At 65.2% G+C, this 3,757-nt stretch carries 3 protein-coding genes; all 3 read left to right on the forward strand.

The window, feature by feature from the left end:
• A partial coding sequence (locus RWX87_RS06630) for a class C sortase (protein ID WP_314688802.1) occupies positions 1–957 on the forward strand: 957 nt, incomplete at its 5' end.
• 403 nt (positions 958–1,360) lie between these two features.
• On the forward strand, positions 1,361–2,842 hold the full coding sequence (locus tag RWX87_RS06635) for a cytochrome ubiquinol oxidase subunit I (protein WP_314688803.1): 1,482 nt from the start codon (positions 1,361–1,363) through the stop codon (positions 2,840–2,842).
• 1 nt (position 2,843) lies between these two features.
• The coding region (locus RWX87_RS06640; protein WP_314688804.1) for a cytochrome d ubiquinol oxidase subunit II at positions 2,844–3,757 on the forward strand (914 nt) is incomplete at its 3' end.

Genomic DNA, 3,757 nt, shown 5'->3' on the forward strand with positions numbered 1-3,757 from the left:
CTCGTCGGCATCGCCATCGGCGCCTACCCCTTCGCCCTGCAGGCCATGAACGAACGGCAGCTCAGCAGCGAAAGCACGGGCATCGAGAAGACCGTCAGCGGCTGGCCCGCCGCGGAACGCGCCGACGCCCTTGCCGCCGCGCGCGCCTACAACACGAAGCTCGCCGCCAGCGGGCAGCCCGTCCTCGGCGAGGCCGTCGACCCCTTCTCCACCCAGTCCGGGCAGAGCACCACCAGCGATGACGACGACAGCGAATCCGCCAAGGACACGACCTACCAGAGCCTGCTCGACATCAGCGGCGACGGCGTCATGGGAAGCATCGTCATCCCCAAGATCTCCGTCAACCTGCCCATCTACCACGGCTCCTCCGACGAGGTGCTCGCCCGCGGCGTCGGCCACCTCTACGGCACCTCCCTGCCCGTCGGAGGCGCCTCCACCCACAGCGTGCTCACCGGTCATCGCGGCCTCGTCAGCGCCCTCATGTTCACCCGCCTCGACGAGATGAAGATCGGCGACTACTTCTACATCAAGGTCCTCGGGAAAACGCTGGGATACAAGGTCGACCGAATCAGCGTCATCCTGCCCAACGACACCTCCAAGCTGCGTGTCACCAAAGGCGAGGATCGCGTCACTCTCATGACCTGCACGCCCTACGGCGTCAACACTCACCGGCTGCTCGTCTCGGGCGTACGAGCGAAGATTCCCCAGCAGATTCCGGCAATCGAGGAGGCGCCCCTCGATACGAAGCAGCTGCTCGAATACATGGCCGTCATCGCCATTCCCGCGACGCTTCTCGCCTTCCTTGTGGCGGGACGTCGAGGACGCGTGCGCCGGCGCCGGCACTTCAGCGGGACGCGCATCGGAGCGCGGGACGACCCGGCTCTGCGCGGACGCGGGAGGAACGGGCATTTGCGGCACTTGGCCCGACGGCGTTCGTATCACGCGGCGCTCACCTAGGTGTTGCTCCCGTCTTCACTCTCATTTGTATAGTTTCTCACATTCCCATAGTGACGTCCATTCCCTTACCTCCGCAGAACCGCGGAATTCCAACGAAAACGAGCCGTGACCGCCTGCTCCGGAACGACTCCGCTTCTTTGACGTTTTCACCATGCCGGCACATACTGAAGCCAACGAAGGCCCAGGAGGACCAGGTCCGACGACCGTTTCGGCGGGTGTCGAAAACATCGTTCCGAGCACGGCGTTCCGGGGTTCCGGGTGGGGTCTCCCGTTCGGCGGTCTTGGAGCATCCGTTCCGGCACGGTGGATTCGGCACGATGTCGTCCGTACGAAGACGAGCGGCGACAGGGTCCCCAAGGCATCGTGGCTTCGAAGCCGGAGTCAAGAGACAAAAGAGGGAAACATGTCCACAGAATTGCTATCTCGGCTGCAATTCGCCCTGACCGTCATGTTCCACATGACCTTCCCGGCGGTCACCGTGGGGTTGTCGGTTCTTCTGTGCATCGTGTACTGGAAGTACTGGCGCACGCACAAAGTCGTCTACCTGCAGATGTTCCGGTTCTGGCGCAGGATCTTCGCCGTGGGCTTCGCCCTCGGCGTGGTCGCCGGAATCGTCATCACCTTCCAGCTCGGCCTCAACTGGGGCCAGTACGCCGCCACCACCGGCGCGGTCATCGGACCGATCATCGGCATGGAGGTCGTCACGGCGTTCTTCGTCGAGGCCGCCTTCCTTGGCGTTCTTCTCTACGGCGAGGGCCGGGTCAAGGAACGCACGATGTTCATCTCCAGCGTGATGGTGGCCATCGGCACCGTGCTGTCGTCCACATGGATCATCTCCGCGAACTCGTGGATGCAGACCCCGTCCGGATACGCCAAGGTGGACGGCAAGTTCGTCGTCACCGACTGGTGGAAGGTGCTCGTCAGCCCCTCCTTCGTGTGGCGCTGGCCGCATATGCTCGTCGCCGTGCTCGTCTCCGCGGGGGTTTTCGTCGCTGGCATCTCCGCCTACTATCTGGTCAAGGGGCGCGCGGTGATGTTCGCCCGCAAGTCGCTGTCCATCGCGCTCGGCGTGGTCGCCACCCTTATCCCGCTGCAGATCGCCCTCGGCGACTATGTGGCCGGCCAGTACGTCGTCACCGACCAGCTCACCTCCAAGGGCCTGCCCAGCAAGATGATGGCCTGGGAGGGCAACTGGGACTCGAACAACAACGGCTACGTGCTGTTCGCCATCCCCGACCAGAACGCGCAGCGCAACATCGTCGAGATCTCCGTGCCGTGGTGGGGCAGCGCCATCGGCGCCAAGGACCTCACCGGCTCCTCCAAGACCCCCGGCCTGTCGCTTGTGCCCCGTGACGAGCAGCCCAACATGGCCGCCACCTTCTGGGGCTTCCGAATGATGTTCTATGGCTCCATCCTCATCTTCGCCAGCGCCTTCATGGCCACGTATCTGAGACTGCGAAAACGCCTGTACACCTCGCGGCGCTTCCACAAATGGCTGCTGTGGACCACGCCGATCGGCATCATCGCGATTCTGGGTGGCTGGCTCACCGCCGAGGTCGGACGTCAGCCCTGGGTCGTGTGGGGACAGCTGAAGACCAGCGCCGCCGCCTCGAACCTGTCGTCGGGGGCCGTGCTGTTCAGCTTCATCGGATTCATCGCGATCTACGCCGTCATGCTGGTGGCCTACATCGCGTACATCGTGCGCGCGGTCAGACGCGGGCCGGAGAGCGATCTTCCGGGCGCCGCGAAGGCGGAGGGGACCGAAGATGAGTCCGTTCTCGGCAAGGCCGCCCGGGCCGTGTCCGATGTGGCCCTCGCGGGGACCGCCGCCGTGGCATCGACGGCATCAGGTGCTGCTTCAACCGTTTCGAAGGCGGAGGCGTGAGATGAGTGTCGCATGGTTCATCGTGATTCTCGTAGGCATCCTCGCCTACGTGCTGCTCGACGGATACGATCTGGGGGCCGGCGTCATCACGCTGGTCACCCGCGACCGTGACGAACGCAACGAGATCGTCGAGGGCATCGGCTCGATCTGGGACGGCAACGAGACCTGGCTGGTGTTCGTCGGCGTCGCCCTTTTCGGTGGGCTGCCGGCGGCCTTTGGCCTCATCCTGCCCCATCTGTATCTGCCGCTCATCCTCATGCTGTTCGGCCTCATCCTGCGCGGCGTATCCGTCGAGATGATCTCCCAGCCGCATAAGGGCGGGGCCGAGGGATGGTACAAGGCCTTCGGCATCGGCTCGCTGCTCGCCGCCTTCATGCAGGGGCTGGCGCTGGGCACCCTGTCCGTGAACGTGGCGCATGACGGCGTGCGGTATCTGGGCGGATCCTTCGCCTTCGTCGGCTGGTTCCCGCTGCTGATGGCCGTCACCGTGACCTTCGGATACGTGGCGCTCGGATACGCGTGGATGCATCTGCATCGCATCGGCGCGCAGACCTCCGTCACCTCTCGCGGGCGTATCGTGTCGCTGGTCGCCGTCGTCGGCGCCGTCGTCGCGCTCGTCACCGTGGGCGCCACCGATTCCGGATACCAGTTCTCCTCGCCGGCCATCGGCTGGGCCTTCGGCGGGCTGCTGCTGTTCGCCGCCGTGGCCGCCGTGGTGACGCTGGTGACCTTCGGGTCCTCCACCGCCAAGGCGGAGCCCTTCGGCGGGCTGTCCGTCGTGGTCGCCGGCGTGTTCCTGGCCTTCGTCGTCAGTCATCTGCCCTATGTGGCGGCCGGGCTGACGCTCCAGGAGGCCGCGGCGTCGTCCAGCACCTACCTGTTCCTGCTCGTCGGCGTCGGCCTGAACATGCCGCT

The organism is uncultured Bifidobacterium sp., assembly GCF_963540075.1.
In the GTDB taxonomy this organism is placed as follows: domain Bacteria; phylum Actinomycetota; class Actinomycetes; order Actinomycetales; family Bifidobacteriaceae; genus Bifidobacterium.